General features: G+C 42.4%; 10 protein-coding genes and 4 pseudogenes. 5 read left to right on the top strand and 9 right to left on the bottom strand.

Annotated features, from left to right (window positions below):
- Window positions 1–3: 3 nt before the first annotated feature.
- The 3 genes from RS130_RS06105 to RS130_RS06095 form a co-directional block, all read right to left on the bottom strand.
- The gene (locus tag RS130_RS06105) at window positions 4–525 is read right to left on the bottom strand and encodes a cohesin domain-containing protein (RefSeq protein ID WP_316025220.1); all 522 of its coding nucleotides are present in this window, start codon (window positions 523–525) and stop codon (window positions 4–6) included.
- A gap of 21 nt (window positions 526–546) precedes the next feature.
- Window positions 547–4,074, bottom strand: a complete 3,528-nt coding sequence (locus RS130_RS06100; RefSeq protein ID WP_316025219.1) for an Ig-like domain-containing protein — start codon at window positions 4,072–4,074, stop codon at window positions 547–549.
- Window positions 4,075–4,213: 139 nt separating this feature from the next.
- Window positions 4,214–5,077 (bottom strand): ATP-grasp domain-containing protein, encoded by an 864-nt coding sequence (locus tag RS130_RS06095; protein ID WP_316025218.1) that lies wholly within the window; start codon window positions 5,075–5,077, stop codon window positions 4,214–4,216.
- Between the two features lie 150 nt (window positions 5,078–5,227).
- Between RS130_RS06095 and RS130_RS06090 the strand changes: the two genes are divergently transcribed.
- On the top strand, window positions 5,228–6,379 hold the full coding sequence (locus tag RS130_RS06090) for an efflux RND transporter periplasmic adaptor subunit (protein ID WP_316025217.1): 1,152 nt from the start codon (window positions 5,228–5,230) through the stop codon (window positions 6,377–6,379).
- Between the two features lie 127 nt (window positions 6,380–6,506).
- Window positions 6,507–9,573, top strand: a pseudogene (locus RS130_RS06085) (efflux RND transporter permease subunit).
- Window positions 9,574–9,601: 28 nt separating this feature from the next.
- On the opposite strand, the gene RS130_RS06080 reads toward RS130_RS06085, so the two are convergent.
- The 5 genes and pseudogenes from RS130_RS06080 to RS130_RS06060 all read right to left on the bottom strand — a co-directional run bounded on the left by RS130_RS06080 (window position 9,602) and on the right by RS130_RS06060 (window position 13,897).
- A complete protein-coding gene (locus RS130_RS06080) occupies window positions 9,602–10,237 on the bottom strand; it encodes a YigZ family protein (protein WP_316025216.1) in 636 nt (211 codons plus the stop codon).
- A gap of 36 nt (window positions 10,238–10,273) precedes the next feature.
- Window positions 10,274–11,147 (bottom strand): annotated as a pseudogene (locus RS130_RS06075) (EamA family transporter).
- A gap of 125 nt (window positions 11,148–11,272) precedes the next feature.
- Complete coding sequence (locus RS130_RS06070) at window positions 11,273–11,980, bottom strand: SDR family NAD(P)-dependent oxidoreductase (RefSeq protein ID WP_316025215.1); 708 nt, start codon at window positions 11,978–11,980, stop codon at window positions 11,273–11,275.
- A gap of 52 nt (window positions 11,981–12,032) precedes the next feature.
- Window positions 12,033–13,055, bottom strand: coding sequence for a sulfatase-like hydrolase/transferase (locus RS130_RS06065; RefSeq protein WP_316025214.1), 1,023 nt, complete (start codon window positions 13,053–13,055; stop codon window positions 12,033–12,035).
- Window positions 13,056–13,105: 50 nt separating this feature from the next.
- The gene (locus tag RS130_RS06060) at window positions 13,106–13,897 is read right to left on the bottom strand and encodes a sulfatase-like hydrolase/transferase (protein ID WP_316025213.1); all 792 of its coding nucleotides are present in this window, start codon (window positions 13,895–13,897) and stop codon (window positions 13,106–13,108) included.
- A 380-nt stretch (window positions 13,898–14,277) separates the two neighbouring features.
- Here RS130_RS06060 and RS130_RS06055 point away from each other — a divergent pair.
- Both RS130_RS06055 and RS130_RS06050 read left to right on the top strand, forming a co-directional pair.
- Window positions 14,278–15,771: pseudogene (locus tag RS130_RS06055) on the top strand (SulP family inorganic anion transporter).
- A 10-nt stretch (window positions 15,772–15,781) separates the two neighbouring features.
- Window positions 15,782–16,633 (top strand): universal stress protein, encoded by an 852-nt coding sequence (locus RS130_RS06050; RefSeq protein WP_316027985.1) that lies wholly within the window; start codon window positions 15,782–15,784, stop codon window positions 16,631–16,633.
- Between the two features lie 37 nt (window positions 16,634–16,670).
- Here RS130_RS06050 and RS130_RS06045 read toward each other — a convergent pair whose 3' ends face one another.
- A complete protein-coding gene (locus tag RS130_RS06045) occupies window positions 16,671–17,579 on the bottom strand; it encodes a LysR substrate-binding domain-containing protein (RefSeq protein ID WP_316025212.1) in 909 nt (302 codons plus the stop codon).
- 138 nt (window positions 17,580–17,717) lie between these two features.
- Here RS130_RS06045 and RS130_RS06040 point away from each other — a divergent pair.
- A pseudogene (locus RS130_RS06040) lies at window positions 17,718–18,879 on the top strand (MFS transporter).
- Window positions 18,880–19,078: the final 199 nt, after the last annotated feature.

Here is a 19,078-nt window from a genome sequence, read left to right as displayed (position 1 = left end):
ATGTTAAGCCTTGCGACGTAGGCCCAATAAAGCTAGGCCAGCTAAAGCAAACAAACCCGCTGTGCTCGGCGCTGACACAGCCATCGCATTCACTGGCTCCAACATGTAGTCATTCCCTAAAAAGTCAGATAACACGTTACTTTGTAGTGAAAACTCTGTCACACCTGCGCTCGTTCGTTCAAGCTGAAACGAAGCAAACAAAAAGCTCCCTGTCACTGTGCTTTCAAAAGACACAAAACCTAAACCCAGCCCTACTGTATTTGGCACCGCACTAAAGAAATTAAGAAAACCATCATTCGGTAAATCACTTGCTTCTGAGCCACTCACAAAGCTAAATAGGCTATTGTCGAATAGAAACTCAAAGTCGATGGTGTCTACCGCATCCGTAAAGTTCGCTAATAAGCTCACATTCACCGTTTCACCTACCGACACCGAAGGATTATCCAGTTCTATTGAAATCATATTGGCATTCGCTTGAAGACCAATTAACAACATACACGACGCTAACAATTTATATATTCTCATTTTTATTACTCCGTAACATTCTTAGTTAGTGGCACAACGGGCACGTGTACACATGGGTGCAAGCGCTCTTACATCCAGCATGTTCACTACTTCGTCACCATTGATATCAAAAGCAAGATCTACTGCCTGTCTACTCAACACTGCTCCCATTAAACCTCGCACATCCATACTGTCCACATCACCATCTTCGTCCCAGTCACCTTGAACCGACGCCGGAGGCAAAATAGTAATACCTGATACAGGGATGTCGTATTCATTGCCATCAGAGGATTCAACTTTGATGAATAGGAAGTAGAAATCACCAGCGGGAAGTTCGTCTGATGGGGTGGCACCGGCAAGCGGAATGCTCACCTGAGATACACCACTTTGGCTACCAATTGCTGCAGAATCTTCCACTACAATATCTTTAACAACTCGAGTCCAGCCTGCTTCCATATGCCTTAGAAAATAGCGAATACCGTTGTATTTAGCAGTCACGGTATTTCCAGTTCCCATCTCATAGTTTGTCGTCACGTCCATAGTGCCACCCACCACATATTCAGTGCTGCGATACTTATTAATATCATCGAGTGTAAATGACGCAGGTACCACACCTTGCTCAATATTAATCGGCGCAATACCGTTAATATTATGTGTCGCACCGTCAGAAGACATGAACTGAGCAAATAAGAAATAGAAATGACCTTCAGGTAGGCTTGTACTTGGCGTTAACCCATCTAGAGGAATAGATGCACTAGCTTGACCGCTTTGCTGATCCACTGCACTAGGATCAGAAACCGTCACATCATTAAATACCGTAGTAAATGTCCCGTCCATTTCTCTAAGGTAAAATCTAACACCAACAGAATCACTAGCAACAGTCAAACCGTTACCTGCTTCAAAATCAACAACAACATCCAACGTACTATCAGTAGTATAAGTGGTTGTTCTGTACTTATCAGAGTCATCCCATTGCAAGCCAGGCTCTATAACACCCTCGTCTTTTTCAATTTTAATTGGGAACGCATTAATCTCTTTTGTGACACCAGCTGATGAGTTCATCCGAATAAACAAGAAATAAAACTCGCCATTCTGCAATTCATCCGTTGGTGTTAAGCCATCTAATGGGATATTAACCGTCGAAGTACCACGCTGTTTGCCAATAGCACTAGTATCATTGACTTCAATATCCTTAATAACTTTCCACCCCGAACTCATATGACGAAGTAAGTATTTCACGCCATTTAAAGAACTTGTTACTTTATAACCGGTGCCAGCTTCATAGTGAGTGGTAACTTGCATGCCAGTATCCACGTTATAGCTAGTACTTAAGTAAACAGATCTATCATCGAAGCCCAAACTTGCTGCGACTGGTTCTTCTACTGTAACGGTCACTTCTGCTTGAAAACCGCCATCTGTAGATGTAGCGATAATAGAAACTACCCCAGCTTTAAGACCTGTTACCACTCCAGCAGAAGAAACAGTAGCAATAGTGTCATCGCTAGAAGAGAGCACAAAAGTTTGATCAGTAGCAAAGAAAGGTGTAACCGATGCATTCACCTGCATAGTTTGGCCAACAGGTAATATGTCAGTGGCAGCTGTAATAAACATACCGCTTACGGCACCGCCTTCTGGACGAATATCACTATCAAAATTAAACACTTTCATATTTACACTGGCAATATGGCCACCAGCATCAGGAAACGTAATATCAACTTGGTTATTCTGTTTGACTAAATCATAGGGTACTGGAATTTCTAACAAGCCAAAGAAACGGTCACGTGCTAACTGGTTATCACCAGAAATTTGCGCAACAGAAGTCAGTATCTGTCCATTAAATGTCACCCTTGGTGTTAATGATTTACCATGATCACGCCCCACCGCAATACGTAAAATGGCTTCACCCAATTCACTGGTTTGTACCGCTGATATTTCAAACTGGTTAGCAACACTTGCAGAAATGTCTTTGAGATACTCGCTGGCAAAATACTTAGTTTCAGAAGATGTTTGGTCAATATTAATATCTGAGGTATAGGTGTACTCAATGATAGCGGTCGCTTCAGGTGCAAGCTCAAAGGTATCCATAGCACCCGCTGCGTTAATAACATCTAACTTAGGCTTAATGCCGTGCAGATACAGATGCTTGATTTTTACTCCTTGAATAGTGGCATCGGCCGAACCGTACTGATGCAACAATAGTGTTTCTGCTTGTTCAGTTAAATTACTAAAAATCACATAAAGTTTGTCTTGCGCTACATAGCTGTCCATTAAAATATCAGGGTTAGTCGTATAGGAATCAACTCGAGTGCCCTTTACGTCTGACCATAGTTCATAGAATTTAACCATATCGGTGAAAACCCAGTCATCACCGGTTTCGCCTGCACCTTCATGCTGCCGTCTGAATAAACGCCAAGGATATGGTACTGTGTCGCTTTTTCGTCCCCACTCCGCTTTTACTGGAATAAAAGGGATCGTTTTGGCAATTGTATCTGGGCGATCCATAAATTGAATCAACATTGGGCTAGCCGCTTTTAAAAACCACCAATCACGCAAAGGTGACCAAGGGTCTCTTTCCAATGGTTGATTACGTCCCCCATATTCAGAAATAACATGCTCTTTCGTTTCGCCTAACGCAAGAAGAGAGTAGTGATCGATCATATCCAAAGTGGCCTCGATACGCCCTCCCTTGAATTTATCATTAGGTTGCAAGTCATAAAAATGGGTTGAATAGAAGTCCATGTGCTGACCAGCAGTATCAATGAACAACTTCATTCGCTCTTCCCAACGATCAAAGTCTCTTACTTCAAATCGAGGAAATGCCACAGTAAATCCACCAATCTTCACATCAGTATTGTGTCGACGAAACGCAGTCGCAACATCCTTATGGAAGTTAAAAATATCAATAGGATCGGTCGATTCAGTTAGGCCAATGTATCCAGGATCGTCAGTTAACTGATAAAGTGGTTCGTTCAGTACTTCAAAATAGTGGGGGCGTAAATGCCCATCAGTAACAGCTTCTCCCTCACTGCGGAAAAATTCATTCATATACTGGCCTAGGAAATCCCCTACCGCATCTGCACCAGCGGCTTGCCATGGCTCGAGGCCACTATTTGCATGTGGTGTAACGGTTCCTAACCAATGAGGTATGGGTTGCCCACCAACCATAATGTCGCCTCGACCATCATATTGGTGGAGAAATGAACGATTGACTCCCCAAGCATCTTCTCGCGCGCTTCTACCACGCTCAACAATCTTGTCAGGATCTGCATAACCAGGATTGCTAGGGTCTTCAGCCGCCTGATTAAAATTCCAGCCCGGCCCTCCGTTATCACGACCAAAATACACATCAAGGTCGTCCATTAGATATTTCAATTGGTCACCCTCTCCCACCCAATCATTGTCAGACAGAGTAGAATGAATGGTTATATATTTTTGCCGATCGAAGGTGTCTTTTCCGCCCACAGAGTGTTTAACATTTAGGTTAACCACAGCTTCCGTTTTAGCTAACGCACTAATAGGAAGAACCGTTAAACCGGTAGTGACTAACAACCAGGGGATTGCTTTCAACATGGTGTGTGCCTCGTTTATTATAGAAAAGTGAGTACACAGCACTCACCGTTAACATTTCATAAACATCAGCATACAGTAGACCAAACATATTGTTAACAATTAATTGTGCAATGTAACTAAAGTAGCAGTAACCAATAGTTCAGCCAAATCGCTGAATAAAAGCATCAACAAACCGCTGTGGGGATGCAGGATCCATATTAAAATAAAGTGAAGGCTCAATTAGTTCAATTTCAATAACAACAAACTCATCACTATGTCTGACCAAATCAATCCTCCCATAGAAAACATCTTCAGGTAGTGCAGCTAAACAATGTCGGGCAACCACTAACATCTCATCTGAGGGCTGCACGGTCTGCAGTAAACCGCCGTGTTCTTCTTGCACTCTGAAATCACCTGTTTTAGGTTTTTTCAAAATAGCGTGGCTAAATTCACCAGAAAAATAAAACAGTGAGTACTCACCTTCATTGACAATTCCATTTAAAAAAGGCTGCACCATAAACGCCCTAGTAGCAAATACTTCACTCAACTCTTGCCTTAGCTGAGCTAAATTCGCCAGGCTTAGACGGTAGGTAAAATCCGCGCCGGCACTAACCATAGGTTTAATAACCAATTCACCGGTAACAAAGTGCGCAAAACTCTGGCTAAGCTGCTCGTAATCAAAATTATCGAACCATAGGGTTGGCACTATATTAACGCCCTGACTTTGTAATTCTTTTAAATAGCCTTTACTAATATTCCACTCGACAATTTTAAGACTATTCTCTAGTTGGGCGCTGGTACGGCTAATTTGGGCTAACTTAGCTAAAAACTTAGTTACATCTTGTTGGTAATCCCAGGTACTCCGGATCAGCACTACGTCAAACTGCGACCAATCGACTTGCTCATTACGCCAAGAGACTTCCTCAGCTAACCACCCCTTTTGTTTAAACGGCTCAATTAACATTTGGTCATAGACAAAATAGTCTTCCAGATGATCGGTGGTTAATAAAGCACAGCGTCTCATGGCGTCTCTCTTAGATTTAATTTGGTTTATTTAGATATCAAACTATTAAAAGATGTGTAAAGCAAAATATATTTTTACAAATGACAATAGGTGTCGACATTATTCTACGTTATTATATTTGCTTAAAAATAATGCTACTGGGTAATGACAATGAAAAAGACATGGATGAAAGGCGCTTTACCTTTACTAATTTTAGTCGTAGGTTTCGCCGGATTAACCGCCATTAAAGCTTCGGCAGAAGGAGAAGAGGAAAAAAACGCTGTAGATACTCGCCCTACAGTAAAAATTGAAACTGCGATAGCCCAAGACTATCAAGTGCAAATCACCAGCTACGGCGAAGTAGCTCCGCTGGAAAGTACAATGTTGTCGGCCCAAGTATCTGGTGAAGTCATTAGCTGGCATCCCAATTTTGTTAGTGGAGGCTTGGTATTGCGTGGAGACACACTTTTTAATATCGAGAAAGACACATACGAAGCAGCACTATTGCAAGCAGAAGCCAATCTAACCTTAGCTCAGTCTCAACTAATCGAAGAGCAAGCTAGGGCCGACGTAGCAAAACGAGAAGCCAAGGGATTAGCCTCGAATAAAATTTCTGACTTATATTTACGTAAGCCTCAATTACTTAGCGCCCAAGCCGCGGTTAAGTCAGCTCAATCTCGTTTAAAAATAGCTTTACGCGACCTAGACAACTGCGTAGTAAAAGCGCCGTACGACGCATTGATCGTGTCACGAAATATAGGGGTTGGCCAATATGTCACCCAAGGTACACAAATTGCTCAGATTTATAATATCGAAACCGCAGAAATTTCATTCCCAATAGCTGGCTTTGATCGTGAATTCTTACCCTTAGACATTGCACAACAAAAAGCGACAGTAAGAACCAAAGGTTATGACCCAATAGAACGAGAGGCCACCATTAGCCGAGATTTAGGCATAATCGATCAAGACACGCGCATGAGCCAATTAGTCGTGCGAGTAGCAGACCCCTACAGTGTAAAGTCTAACTTACCACCATTGAAATTTGGCCATTACGTAGAAGTGACCTTTGGTGGTGAAACCTTAAGCCAAGTTTATCGGTTACCGCAAACACTCGTGAATAACCGGATTATTTGGGTATTGGACGAAGAACAACAAATGCAGCCAAAACGAGTAAATATACTCCGTGAAGAAGGCACATATTTTTTAATTAGTGAAGGCTTACAAGATCAAGATAAGTTAATCACAACCTTACCAGAGTATCCGCAAAAAGGTATGAAGGTTAAAATTGCAGAGCCAGAACCAGACCTAGTCGTTCAACAATAATTAAGGCCAAAATTATGAATAGCGAACACGACAACCAGTTGGCGAACGTTGAACAACCCCTATTAATGTGCCTAAAGAAACAGGTTTAATTGCATTTTTTGCCAATAACTCAGTAGCAGCAAACTTAATGATGTTTTTCATATTAATTATGGGCGCATTTAGTTTTGCTACGATTCAAAAACAAATGTTTCCTAATATTGAGATCAACTACATCAATATTAGTACGGTTTATCGCGGAGCATCACCGCAAGAGATCGAAGAAAGCATCCTGATCAAAATTGAAGAATCATTAAAAGATATCACCGAAATAAAAAAAGCGGTATCGCGCGCAAACCGAGGTAGTGGTTCAATTACTTTAGAAATAGAAAAAGATGAAAAGCTGACTGATGTTTTAGACAAAGTAAAAGCGAGAGTCGACAGTATTGCCACCTTCCCTGCAGCAATGGAACCGGCAAATATTTCTCAAGTCGAATTCCGCCAAGATGTAATCGAAATGTCTTTGGTTGGCGATTTACCCATTACCGAGCTTAAACCTATCGCCAAGCAGATAGAAGACGAATTACTACAACTGAATAACGTATCATTGGTGCAAATGGATTCTCCATTGGATGAAATTGCCATTGAAATCGACCCTGATACCTTACGCAAATATGATTTAACTATAAATGACATAACTCAAGCCATTAGGCGACATTCAGCAAATATCTCTGCCGGACAACTTCGTACCGACTCTGGCATCATTGCGGTTCGGGTTGAAAACCAATATTACAGTGGCGACGAGTTTAGACACATTCCTGTCAAGATAGGTAAAAATGGTGCCAAAGTTTACCTAGAAGACGTGGCGACCATTCAAGATGGCTTCACCGAAGGAGAGCGCTATTTCAAATACTCAGGTAAAAACGCGCTATATATGTCAGTTAAAGCCACCAAAGATCAAAGTATGGTGCCAGTAGCTGAGTCTGTGCATAAATACATAGAAGCCAGAAACAAAACGTTACCAGAAGGATTAGAAATAAAAGTATTGGTCGATATGACCTTTTACCTTAATGCTCGCCTAGAAATGATGCTTAAAAACCTTGCTCAAGGTGCTATTTTAGTAGCCTTTATGCTGACAATTTTCTTGCGATTCAGGTTAGCATTTTGGGTAATGGTAGGCTTGCCAATATGCTTCTTGGGTGCCGTCATGATGATGCCTGTGTTTGGCATTACTATTAATATCTTGTCTTTGTTCGCATTTATTATGGTGCTAGGGATTGTGGTGGACGACGCCATTGTCATCGGCGAATCCGCCTATAGTGAAATAGAGTCCAAAGGCGGGGGCGTCGAAAACGTTATTCGCGGCGCAAAGCGTGTAGCCACCCCAGCTACATTTGGTGTATTGACCACTATTGCAGTGTTTGCACCTTTTATTTTCTCGAAAGGTCCTGAAGGCGCTTTTTTTGTCAATATCGCCACCGTGGTTATTTTATGTTTGGTGTTTAGTTTAATCGAATCAAAATGGATTTTACCCGCTCATATAGCGCATATAAAATTCACCCCAGTTAAAGAAAACAGCTGGCGAGACAAGTTTAACAAACGATTTTTTGGTTTTGTAAACGGACCATATAAGAACTTTATTGTTCGCTGTATCGAGTGGCGCTGGATGGTGTTAGCGACCTTCGTTGCTCTGCTGATGATAAGTTGGGGGCTAATTGCAGCAAACTATGTTCGCACCATCCCTCAACCTAAAGTCCCTCACGATTTCCCAGGGATCAGCATCGAAATGAACGATAACGTTTCGGATGAAGCGACCATCAACGCATTACAAATCATTGAAAAAATGGTGCAGAAGGTGGACCAAGAAGTCATTGATGAATATGGCAGTACTATGCTGCAAGACATCATGGTATTTAACCAAGGCCGCACCGAGGCCCGCCTACTCGCCCCGCTCGTGATCGAAGAAGAAAGGCACTTTGACGCCTTTGAACTAGCCAGAAGATGGCGCGAAGCAATGCCGATAATACCTGTGGATGAAGTCAATTAACATTCAAGATAGCATTAATGGCAATAACAACGGTAACGGTGAATTTGGTTACATGTTATTTGGGGCAGATATCGAAATGTTGAACGCTGCCGGTCGTGATTTCATCTCTATGTTGCAACAGCAAGAGGGGCTTTTTGATATTAGCTCATCCATTGACCCAGCTAGTAAAGAAATCCAAATCGACTTACTACCTGTCGCTTTTGACCTAGGTTTAGATTTAGCGTCCATCGCCAATCAAGTGGGTAATAGTTTCTTTGGTGGTGAAGCCCAGCGGGTTATTCGTGATGGCGAAGAAGTACGTGTTATGGTGCGTTACCCTAAGCTAACCCGGGAACGTTTTGCTGAGCTAAAATATGCAGTACTCACTACACCTAGCGGCCAAGAAGTGATGCTAGGCGATGTAGTCACCCTAACCGAAAAGCCGGGTATTAATCGTATTCGTCGGGAAGGTGGCTATAGAAGTGTCTATGTATATGGCTCAATTGATGAAGAAGCCGTTGAGCCGAATGAGGTCATCAAACAAGTAGATGAAAAACTATTGCCCCAGCTTAAATCTAAATTCCCAGGCGTAAAATCGGAACTAGGTGGTGATATTGAAGAACAGCAAGCCCAACAAGATGAGCAGGTAGCTTTCTTTATTGCAGGTATGTTGATCGTTTATATTCTGCTGGCTGTGCCATTAAAAAGTTATGGGCAGCCGCTGATTATCATGTCAGTTATTCCGTTTAGCTTTACCGGAGCTATTTGGGGACACTATTTGTTTAGTCTTGACCTCAGCATGATGTCGGCATTTGGCTTAATCGCCGCTGCGGGGGTGGTGATTAATGACAGCTTAGTGATGACCGACTTCGTCAATCAAAGACGAAAAGAAGGCTACTCTATTTTAGAATCGGTTACCGAAGCGGGCTGTGCAAGATTCAGGGCAATCACACTCACCTCTATCACTACCTTTGCTGGAGTATTGCCTATTATGTTTGAAACCAGCTTACAGGCAAAATTTGTTATACCTATGGCAGTAGGCTTAGGTTTTGCAGTGCTATACGCGACTATGGTGACGCTGATACTAGTACCTTGCTTATACATGATATTAGAAGATCTAAGAAAACGCTTTGGAGGTTTGTTTACGCTGCTAGCATGGCCAGTTCGTAGGTTGAGTAAAGCGCGGGCATAAAACGAAAAAAGCGCCATTTGGCGCTTTTTTATTGTTCGTGTTCTCCGTCGACAAAAATAGTGATTCTGCCACTGGTTATGTTGATTAGTTCGGCTTTGAACTCGCCTAATTCACTGCTCGCCACCCCCACTAAACTCACCACATTTGCCGCATAATCAGCTTGGATGTTTTCAACATCATACCGACCAATCAGCCGAGTAACAGCACCTTCAAACTCATAGTCGTAGCTGAGCTTGAGCTGATTTCGCGCAACCTTGGTCTTTGTTGGCATAGCAGACAGCACTTGAGCCACGGCATCTGAATAAGCCCGCTGTAAACCACCAGTACCTAACTTAGTGCCACCAAAGTAACGTACTACCGCTACCACTATGTCACCCAAACCACTATGCTCAAGCACTTTCAACATGGGCATCCCCGCCGTACCACTAGGCTCTCCATCGTCACTCATTGAACGAACAGTGGTGTTTGGCGCACCCGCTATATAGGCCCAACAAACATGACTCGCTTGCGGATGCAGCTCTCGCAACGAACGCACAAAATCATCGGCTTCTTGTCTTGAGCTAGCATTATTGGCTAGGGTTAAAAACTTGCTACGCTTGACTTCTAGCTCTATGTGCCAAGGCCCCGCCGGCACGGCATAACTCAACTCGGCTTTATTTTTCATGCTGCTTCACTCTGCACTCATTCGGCCCACACAGCCTTAAGCCCACATCACTAAAACGGCAGCAAAAGCAATCAACAATAAACCAATCACTTCATGCTTTTTTACAGGATTTTTCAACCAAAACACCGCGATTAGCATAGTAAATAACACTTCTATCTGCCCTAATGTTTTAACATAAGCGACGTGGTGTAACGCCATAGCGCTAAACCAGCAGATAGACCCCAAACAACTAGTTAAACTGGTGCTGAACGTCATCTTAGCGTTTTGTTTTAGCAAGACAAATGTCTGTCTATTCTTGATAGCAATGTAAGTTACCAACAAACTTGTTTGAATACATAATACCCACAACAGCACCCAAGCTGCACTGTGGGGGAAAGGCACATTTAGTAAATGAGCGGCTTCACGCACATACAAAGAAGTTAAGGCAAAACAGGTACCGCAAGCTAATCCTATTAATATGGTTTTGACGCTAAGCTGCCCTTTTCTGCCCCCCCACTTAATATAAAAACCGCAGCAGCACCAACAAAAATACCTATCCAGCCAAACAGGCTAAGCTGACTACCAAAAAAATGGTGCCCACTACACCAGCCACTAAGGCTTCACTTTTCGCTAGCCCCGCTCCCACTGCAAAGTTCTTTTGCTTAAATAAGATCACCATTAAAGAAGTAGCCGCTATTTGCAATACGGAAGCGAGCAACACCAAAACGATAAATTTTGTATTAAACTCCGGAATGATTTGCTCAGAAAAACGGTACAATAAGAACAGATAGAGTAAGGCGATGGGCGGTGCAAACAAAAATCGGGCAAGGGTTACCCCTGATGTGCTAACTGTTGCACTCAACTTACTCTGCAGAGCGTTGCGAAAGGTCTGCATTACTACCGCGCCCAATGTAAAAAAGATCCAGCTCACATCAATTCCTTAGCAGCCTTTATGGAAGGTTATTACCTAAAAATTGAATTTTACTCTTTTTATGCGCTAAACGTTATAAAAAAATGCGAAAGCAACCTATTGCAGGTTGCTCGCCACGTCATTTATCACCAAGCAATAACTTGCCCTGAGCAATCTAGATACGCGCCAGACTGTTCAGCGGTTAACTTTTCAATCGTAGTATAAATTTGTGCCGATACGTCAGTCACACTGGTTGGAGCCTCAGCTCCCCCCATGTCGGTTTTTACCCAACCAGGGCTCATCGCACAAAAAATTGACTTTTTAGTTTGCTCCCTATTAGCTAATCTTACGGTCAACAGATTAAGGGCCACTTTACTCACGGCATAAGCATCAAAAGGCCCATCAGCGCCAATATTGTCTTGTATCGAAGCTAAACCAGTTGAAATTTGCACGACTTTTGTCGCTTCACTTAATAATGGGTAAAGCCCTTGAATAAGTAAGGCCGGCCCCACTAGGTTAGCGTTGAAGTTAGTCAAGAATGAAGCTTGATCCCAAGCACCAAAATCTCTGTTAACAGACACACCAGCGTTATTAATTAACACCCTAATTTGGCTCAATTGACTGGTCATCTCATTCGCAAACCTTAGAATAGATTGCTCATCGCACAGATCTAGTTCAGCCAATCTCAAGCTATCCCCATATTGCTCTTCAAGAGCGTGTAATTCGCTACCAATAGCATTCGGTCTATGAGTCGCAATCACTCTCCAACCAGATTGTAAGTAGTGTTGACATAAACCTAAACCGATGCCTCGGCTGGTTCCCGTTATGACTATTGTATTGTTTACATGACTCATTATTCTCAATCCATTTTGCAGTTTCTTCTAGGTTCACTAAAAGCACTGATTATTAGTTTGGTATCAGATTCTTAGGAATATTCAATTTTTTATCATCGGCACCAACAGCAAAGTTACTCAAGTGATAACTGTTAGCCTGACTCCAGTCGGCTTCTATACGGTTATCTCCCAATACAATATTACCTAGTTTATTCCTAAACCAATTGGCCAATCCCAGATATTGACTATCATAAGCGACATTATTTTGTTCCTTAGGATCTTTTTCTAAATCATACAAAGCCATCTCAACTTTTTCGGCTGGTGCAGTGAGCGCCCACTTTAGGTCTTTACCTAATTGATTAGGCTTTAACTTAATATTACTAAAGGGACGAGTTCGCATAGAAAAACGGAAACGTTGGCTATGTAGGTATGCACGTGGGCCCACAATCACATTAATTTCGCCCAATACGTAGTCGCGTTTAGGTACCGTTTGCTTATAAACATCAAATAAACTCACCCCATCTAAATAGTCATACTTAGGTGCACTTGCATCAACCCCACCAGCAGCCATGATAGTAGGAGCAAAATCGACAAACTCCACCAAGTCTGTATTCACTTTATTGGCAGGAAGCAAAGATTTATCAGACGAAACGACTATCGCCGCATTGCCTACAGATTGTTGCCAAGGACCAAATTTAGCTTCCATACCTTGTTCACCTAAATGCCAACTGTGATCGCCCACTGTGTAAATAATGACGTACTCTTGATTATTCTTTTCGCTGTACTGTTTAAATGTCTCAACCGCCTCGCCAATTAAGAAATCACCGTAGGCACAAAAAGCATAATAATCTTGAATCGCCTGCTGAATTTCATCATCTGACATACCTTTCATCTTTGAAGTTTTGTAAATGCCTAACAACTGTTTTGGCAGTTTTGCTAACTCAGCTTCACTAAAGTCTGGCACTTGGTACGTTTTATCTTTGAATCTATCTCTAAAAGACTTAGGCGGTAAGACAGGCGTATGAGGTAAATGGAAGCCTAGGTGCAGAAACTGCGGCTTAGTGGCATCCGCTCCCTGCATTTTTTTACCCCACAACGACGGATATTCTTGATTGGCATTTTGTAAGTAATGCTGAAATTCTTTTACTATGTAAGCGTCAATTGTTTCGCCCGCTGGCTTAGGGTTGACTCCCCAAGGATCAAATCAGTATTGCCTCGCGTGTAAGCCCGTAATATATCGAATTCTTGGTCGGTGGCTTTTCTAGCCGCCAAATCTTCAGCAGTGAGTTCTGCTTTATTTCGTTTTAAAAAGTATTTACGTTCGCTGCCATCTGGATACAGCACTGTCTCTGCGGTACCAATTACATTGTAGTTTTTGTCGTATTGAGCTTTGGTAAATAAGTCGCCCAAGCCGTTTTTTTGCAAGTCATTTTTAAAATGTACTTTTACATCAAATAATTGCGCATTGTGAAAGCCCTGACCCGGCCCCCATTTATAAATATAGTGATCTTCTTTGCCAAAAGTAGAAGTCGCGTAGCCATTGCTGCGCATGACCTCAGATACTGTAGGTTTGACAAAATCCGGGTTTTGATGGGTTAACTCAAAGGCATAATGACCATTTCTAAATGGATACCGTCCCGAGTGCATCGAGCCACGAGACGGGCCGCAAACTGGCGAGTTTGTGAACGCTTGGGTAAATAACACCCCTTCAGCGGCAAGTTTATCGGCGTTAGGTGATTCAACGTATCCCAAAGGGCTTTGCTTTTTTCCATATACAGCCTGGTTGTAAGCAGATACCGAATCAGGTCGTTGATCATCGGTAATAATCCATAAAATATTAGGCTGAGTTGTTTTCGCTACCGAGCTGATGGAAATGAAGGCAGTGACGACAAACAATATAGTGGTTCGCAACAATGCCAGTTCTTTAACTGAGTTCATGCACATGTGGGCCTCTAAAGTTACATTTTCAATAAGAATGTAGTTATTCTATCAACTTATTGTAAACAATTAACATCAATTACCTAAAATTTACACCTTTACCTAAACAAACCTCCCATAGTCCACAATTGATAGTCTGAATGAAAACTTGTATTTGTGACCAAATTACAAAGACTGTATGATCCACGCCACATAACAAAACAAGGAATTGGCTGTTGAGAGGTAACCCTCCCTAGCTAAAAATTCCGCTTCAAACGCACTTTTTCAATGGACCTGAAGTTAAGTGCATTTTTACAGCGTCATACGCAAAATTTATTCTTTTTAAATACAATCATATTTTCTTCTGCTGTAGAGGAAAACTTACAAATTAGGTTATATACATGCTCGAAAACATGAAAAGAGAGTGGTTCTCTAATATTCGTGGTGATGTGCTTGCCGGTATCGTAGTGGCATTAGCCCTGATACCTGAAGCCATTGCTTTTTCAATTATTGCTGGCGTTGATCCAAAGGTCGGTTTATACGCATCATTTTGTATTGCGGTGGTCATTGCTTTTGTGGGTGGCAGACCATGGTATGATTTCTGCGGCTACAGGTGCTATGGCTTTGTTGATGGTCACCTTAGTTAAAGAACATGGCTTAGAATATCTGCTCGTCGCTACATTACTGACAGGTGTACTGCAAATATTAGCTGGCTATCTAAAATTGGGCAGCTTAATGCGCTTTGTCTCGCGCTCTGTGGTAACAGGTTTTGTTAATGCTTTGGCCATACTTATATTTATGGCCCAATTGCCAGAACTGACAGACGTTACCTTAGGCACGTTTACGCTATGACAGCTGCAGGATTAGGCATTATTTATCTATTCCCTTATATACCTACAATCGGCAAAATTATTCCATCACCACTTGTCTGTATTGTGTCTATGACCATAGTCGCTATGTTACTTGGTTTAGATATTCGCACGGTAGGTGACATGGGTGAACTACCCGATACCTTGCCAATCTTTTTATGGCCAGACGTACCACTTAATATGGAAACCCTGATGATAATCCTGCCTTATTCATTGGGCCTTGCTGTTGTAGGCTTACTCGAGTCGATGATGACAGCCACCATAGTGGACGATTTAACCGACACCACGAGTGACAAAAACAGAGAATGTAAAGGTCAAGGTATTGCCAATATCGGTGCCGGCTTATTTGGCGGTATGGCCGGTTGTGCCATGATAGGTCAGTCAATCATCAACGTTAAATCTGGTGGTAGAGGACGATTGTCCACATTTATAGCAGGCTTCTTCTTAATCATCTTAGTGGTGTTCCTAGATGAGTGGGTGCGTCAAATTCCTATGGCTGCATTAGTAGCCGTCATGATCATGGTGTCCATAGGGACATTTTCTTGGTCGTCGATTACAGATTTACGCAAACTTCCTTTGTCTTCAAATGTTGTGATGATCAGCACAGTCATAGTAGTGGTAGCGACTCATAACTTAGCTCTTGGTGTTTTTGTAGGCGTATTGTTAGCCACCTTATTCTTCTCTAATAAAATTGGCCGCTTTATGGTGGTTAATTCACATCACTCTGAACAGGATAATGTGCGAACCTACGAAGTAGTCGGCCAAGTATTTTTTGCTTCAGCTGAGCAGTTTGTCAATCAATTTGATTTTAAAGAAGCCGCCGAAACAGTAGTAATTGATTTAAGCCATGCACATTTTTGGGATATCACAGCCGTCACATCATTAGACAAAGTGGTGATCAAATTCAGACGAGAAGGTGCAACAGTCAACATTATTGGAATGAACGAAGCAACTGCCACAGTCGTTGATAAATTCGGTGTACACAATGACCCCAAAGAAGTCGAAAAGCTATTTGGCGGACATTAAGGAGAATATGATGAAAAACATAGTTACCTGTGTAGATGGCTCTGCCATTACTCAAGCTGTTACGTCAGCCGCAGTATGGGCATCAAACAAGCTCAACAAGCCCATGCTGTTCTTACACACGCTAGAGAAACAACAGCAGCATGGCGCCGACGACCTTAGTGGTGCTATAGGCCTTGGGGCGCGCTCAGCGTTACTTGAAGAGATGACTAAGCTGGACGAACAACGAGGTAAAGTGGCCCTGCAATTAGGTAAAGAATTGCTAGAGCATGTTGTAGAACAAGCCAAAGCTTCAGGCGCAGAGCAAGTTGATTCGGTACAAAGGCACGGTAATTTAGTCGAAGCCATTGCCGACTTATCAGATAAAACGCGCCTTATCGTGATTGGGCGTAGCGGCCAAGGCCATGATGGCAATTTTAGTGCGATGGGTTCAAATATAGAAACGTTATTACGCCAAGCTTGCCAGCCTGTATTGCTTGTGCCGAGAATATTTAGAACACCCAAATCTTTTATGATTGCTTATGATGGCAGAGAGACAGCTGATAAAGCCTTACAGAAAGTTATTGATGGTGGACTATTGCATGGTCTGCATTGCCATTTAGTTTCAGTAAAAAATAACGAGAAAAACCTCGATACAAAATTACAATCAGCTAAACAAAAACTCGAAGAAAAAGGCTTTACTGTCACGGCCTCGTTACTTGACGGCAATATTTTTAACTCTCTAATGGCCTATCAAAGCGAGCATAGTATTGACTTAGTAGTAATGGGCGCATTTGGTCACTCGAAATTACGCCAGTTTTTTGTAGGCAGCAATACCACAAAAATGCTGGAGCAAAGCGAGATTCCTATGGTAGTAATGCGTTAGTCATTCACATAGCGAGGCGACCTAGGTCGCCTTTTGTTTATGCATCTAAGGTTAAATTGGCTTGAATAAAGTCGATAAAGACGCGAATTCTCTTGGCTGTAGTCGATGCAGGATAATACACCGCGTTTATCAATTCTCTGTCGGTATTCGATATCAAATAAGGTTCTAACAGTTTTACCAACCTACCGCTAGCGACATCTTCACCAATCATAAAACCCGATAAACAAGCAACGCCATTACCGGTTAAAGCTAATTGCCTCACACTCTCACCATTACTAGCGGTTAACGTTGGAGTAATCAAAGCAGAAGTCATATTCGCTTGCCCTTTTAGCGGCCACTTGTTTAACACTTTATTGTTTAAAAAGCCGATTAATTGATGCTTGGCTAAATCCTCTGGCGTTTGCGGTTTGCTATGCTGTTGCAAATATTCCGGACTGGCGACAATATACAAAGGGCTTCTGCCTAATGCTCTGGCTTTTAAAGAAGAATCTTCTAATTTACCTATCCTAATAGCAACATCTGTTCTTTTTTCAATTAAGTCCACGAACTCCTCATTCGAACTTAAGGTTAATTCTATATCAGGATAAGCCCGTCTGAATTGATCAATCACTGGTATGATTTGGTGAAACAGAAATGGACTAGCAGCGTCTACCCTCAAAGGCCCGGCAGGCAACGCGCCGCGATTAATAATATCTAACTCTGCAATTTGCAGTTTCTCTAATCCTTCACTCACTAGATTGACAAATTTCCTTCCTTCGTCAGTTAGGGCCACTTTTCTTGTGGTGCGCGTAAAGATACTGGCACCCAAAGTGGACTCTACTTTAGCAACCGAACGAGATACACGGGCAACTTGCATATCTAAAGCCTCGGCTGCAGCCGAAAACCCGCCATACTCCGTTACGGCAAGTATCACTTCTAGATCATCAGAACGCGTTTTTAACCCCATATAACCCTCATTTATTACAAAAGTAATTTGCCAATACCAATATTTATCACAAAAGAATAGCAGTTAATAATGTTGCCATCAAAAACCAGTGCGCTAGGCACTGCTTAATTTACACACTTAACCAAATTGGAGATATTTATGCCACTCGCCTTACTTGCATTAGCCTTGAGTGCTTTTGCCATCGGGACCACTGAGTTTGTTATTGTTGGGTTGTTGCCTGTCATGGCGCACGATCTTAATGTCAGCATTCCTTCGGCTGGTTTGTTGGTCAGCTTATATGCCGTAGGTGTAGCCATTGGCGCACCAGTCTTGACGGCCTTTACTAGCGGTTGGAATAGAAAAAACGTATTGCTTTCGGTTATGGGACTATTTGTCATAGGTAATTTGGTTGCCTTGGCAAGCGCCCACTTTTGAAGCCCTGATCATCGCTCGCCTACTAACCGGCTTAGCTCACGGTGTATTTTTCTCGATTGGCTCCACCATAGCCACAGGTTTAGTCGCCAAAGAAAAAGGCGCGAGCGCTATAGCAATTATGTTTACAGGCTTAACAGTAGCCTTAGTGACGGGGGTGCCTTTAGGAACATACATTGGTCAATTGTTCGGTTGGCAAGCGACCTTCTTGACAGTAGCAATACTAGGCTTGGCTGCCATGGCTGGTAGCGCGATGTTAGTGCCTAACAACTTGAAACAAGCCCAGGCGGCAAAACTTTCAGAGCAATTTACGGTATTAACCCATCCCCGTTTATTGTTAGTGTACGCGATAACAGCCATAGGTTACGGCGGCTCATTTATCGCCTTCACCTATTTAGCCCCTATCCTACAGAAGATCACAGGTTTTGAACCCAGTGCCATTGGCCTAATTTTATTAGTTTATGGAGTATCCGTTGCTGTGGGCAATATTTGGGGAGGTAAGTTAGCCGATAAACAAGGGCCTATTACAGCACTAACCATTATATTTAGTGGCCTAGCTTTAGTGTTACTTATGTTTAACTTCACTGCCCCTCACCCTATTTTAGCGGTGTTGACTATTTTAGTATGGGGAGCATTTGCTTTTGGTAACGTACCCGGCTTACAAGTTTATGTGGTTAAACTAGCCGAAAAACACACTCCTAACGCTGTGGATGTAGCATCGGGATTAAATATTGCCGCTTTTAATGTAGGCATTGCTGTAGGTGCATTTGGCGGGGGACTAATAGTCGAAAACTTGCATATTATGGACACCCCTTGGATAGGAGCCATCATTGTTGGGTTAGCCATACTGTTGACGCGAATAAGCGGCCGACTAGACAAAGCGGCATAATCCTTTGACCGTAGTTCGTAAATTGAAAAGAGGCGTTAGCTTATCTACAGTTGACGCCTTTGCACGGCATCGGGACATAAAGACTTTTCAATATTAAATTGATAGGCCGCACCTGTAATACCTGACTACTATCAGCCTTTATTGATAAACAGCTTCAACCTACCAATTCGGATAAAAAAATAGCCAACATTAGTTGGCT

This window comes from Paraglaciecola aquimarina (assembly GCF_032464635.1).
Taxonomy (GTDB): domain Bacteria; phylum Pseudomonadota; class Gammaproteobacteria; order Enterobacterales; family Alteromonadaceae; genus Paraglaciecola; species Paraglaciecola aquimarina.
This window is presented reverse-complemented; position numbering and strand designations above follow the sequence as displayed.

Excerpts from the sequence above, each read along its gene's own strand:
- RS130_RS06105 (WP_316025220.1), bottom strand. The coding sequence starts at position 525 with ATGAGAATATATAAATTGTTAGCGTCGTGTATGTTGTTAATTGGTCTT.
- RS130_RS06090 (WP_316025217.1), top strand. The coding sequence starts at position 5,228 with ATGAAAAAGACATGGATGAAAGGCGCTTTACCTTTACTAATTTTAGTC.
- RS130_RS06095 (WP_316025218.1), bottom strand. The coding sequence starts at position 5,077 with ATGAGACGCTGTGCTTTATTAACCACCGATCATCTGGAAGACTATTTT.
- RS130_RS06070 (WP_316025215.1), bottom strand. The coding sequence starts at position 11,980 with ATGAGTCATGTAAACAATACAATAGTCATAACGGGAACCAGCCGAGGC.
- RS130_RS06100 (WP_316025219.1), bottom strand. The coding sequence starts at position 4,074 with ATGTTGAAAGCAATCCCCTGGTTGTTAGTCACTACCGGTTTAACGGTT.
- RS130_RS06080 (WP_316025216.1), bottom strand. The coding sequence starts at position 10,237 with ATGAAAAATAAAGCCGAGTTGAGTTATGCCGTGCCGGCGGGGCCTTGG.
- RS130_RS06045 (WP_316025212.1), bottom strand. The coding sequence starts at position 17,579 with ATGGGGTTAAAAACGCGTTCTGATGATCTAGAAGTGATACTTGCCGTA.
- RS130_RS06060 (WP_316025213.1), bottom strand. The coding sequence starts at position 13,897 with ATGAACTCAGTTAAAGAACTGGCATTGTTGCGAACCACTATATTGTTT.
- RS130_RS06050 (WP_316027985.1), top strand. The coding sequence starts at position 15,782 with ATGAAAAACATAGTTACCTGTGTAGATGGCTCTGCCATTACTCAAGCT.